This is a genomic window from Methylobacterium sp. GC_Met_2, from assembly GCF_026540795.1.
Lineage (GTDB): Bacteria > Pseudomonadota > Alphaproteobacteria > Rhizobiales > Beijerinckiaceae > Methylobacterium.
The window spans coordinates 1-1,143 of sequence record NZ_JALNUM010000256.1 but is presented as its reverse complement, the minus strand read 5'-3'; the positions used below and the strand labels follow the sequence as shown (position 1 = coordinate 1,143).

Sequence of the window (1,143 nt, the reverse complement as noted above, 5' to 3'; positions counted from 1 at the left end):
CTAGTGCACTGACTCAGACGGATGGTTCAGGGGATCGGCTGACGGCTGCGATGATGTCGGTGGCGGGTTTGGTCCAGACGAAGGGTTTGGCGCGCCGGTTGTGCTCGGCGATGTAGCGTTTGATCGCCGCCTGCAGGTCGACGACGCCGGTGAAGGAGCCTCGCCGCAGCCGACGACGGGTGAGTGCGGAGAAGAAGCCCTCGACCGCGTTGAGCCACGAGGCCGAGGTCGGGGTGAAGTGGAACGTCCAGCGCGGGTGGCGGGCGAGCCAGGCGCGCACCTTCGGATGTTTGTGGGTCGCGACGTTGTCGAGGATCGCGTGGATCGCCTTGCCGGGCGGGACAGTGGCCTCGACGGCGTTGAGGAACCGGATGAACTCACCGTTCCGGTGGCGCTGCATGCAGCGGCCGAGCACGGTGCCCGCCAGGACGTCGAGGGCGGCAAACAGCGTCGTGGTGCCGTGACGGGTATAGTCGTGGGTCTGGGCGGCGGGATAGCCGGGGGCGAGTGGCTGGTCCGGGCGGGTTCGCTCCAACGCTTGGATCTGGCTCTTCTCATCGATGGACAGCACTACCGCGTGGGCGGGCGGGGCCATATAGAGGCCCACGACATCCTCGACCTTGGCGGCGAAGGCGGGGTCGCGCGAGCGCTTGAACGTGCGCAGCCGATGCGGCTGGAGGCGGTGAGCGTCCCAGATCCGCTGCACGGCGCGCAACGAGATCCCGACGGCGCGGGCCACGGCACGGCCGGTCCAGTGGGTGACCTCGCCCGGCGGCTCCGAGCAGGTCAGCGCCAGGACCTCGGCCACCGTCTCGGTCGAATGGGGCGGCGTGCCGGGCGGACGCGTCTTGTCGCGCAGTAGACCTTCGACACCCGCCTCGGCGTAGCGCCGCTGCCAGCGCCACACGGCGGGGCGGCTGACGTCTGCCCGCCGGGCCACGTCCTGGACGCTCAAGCGCTCGGCCGAGAGCAGGACGATGCGGGCGCGCTGGATATGCTTGAGCGGACGGGAGCGGTCGCTGGCGATCGCCGCCAACCGCTCCGCGTCGGTTGGGTGAAGGAGCACGCATACCGTCTGGGCCATGGCCCAGACTCGCACGTCTCACCGACTGCGTGAATCCTTCGTCCGCGTCCCTGCACTAG

General features: G+C 69.6%; 1 protein-coding gene. It reads right to left on the bottom strand.

The annotated features are described in order from the left end of the window. Positions 1-13: 13 nt before the first annotated feature. Positions 14-1,084: an IS630 family transposase gene (locus OXS49_RS33310; protein ID WP_267428763.1), complete on the bottom strand. Its 1,071-nt coding sequence runs from the start codon at positions 1,082-1,084 to the stop codon at positions 14-16. Between the last annotated feature and the right edge of the window lie 59 nt (positions 1,085-1,143).

Coding starts and splice junctions, on each gene's coding strand:
- OXS49_RS33310 (WP_267428763.1), bottom strand. CDS start 1,084: ATGGCCCAGACGGTATGCGTGCTCCTTCACCCAACCGACGCGGAGCGG.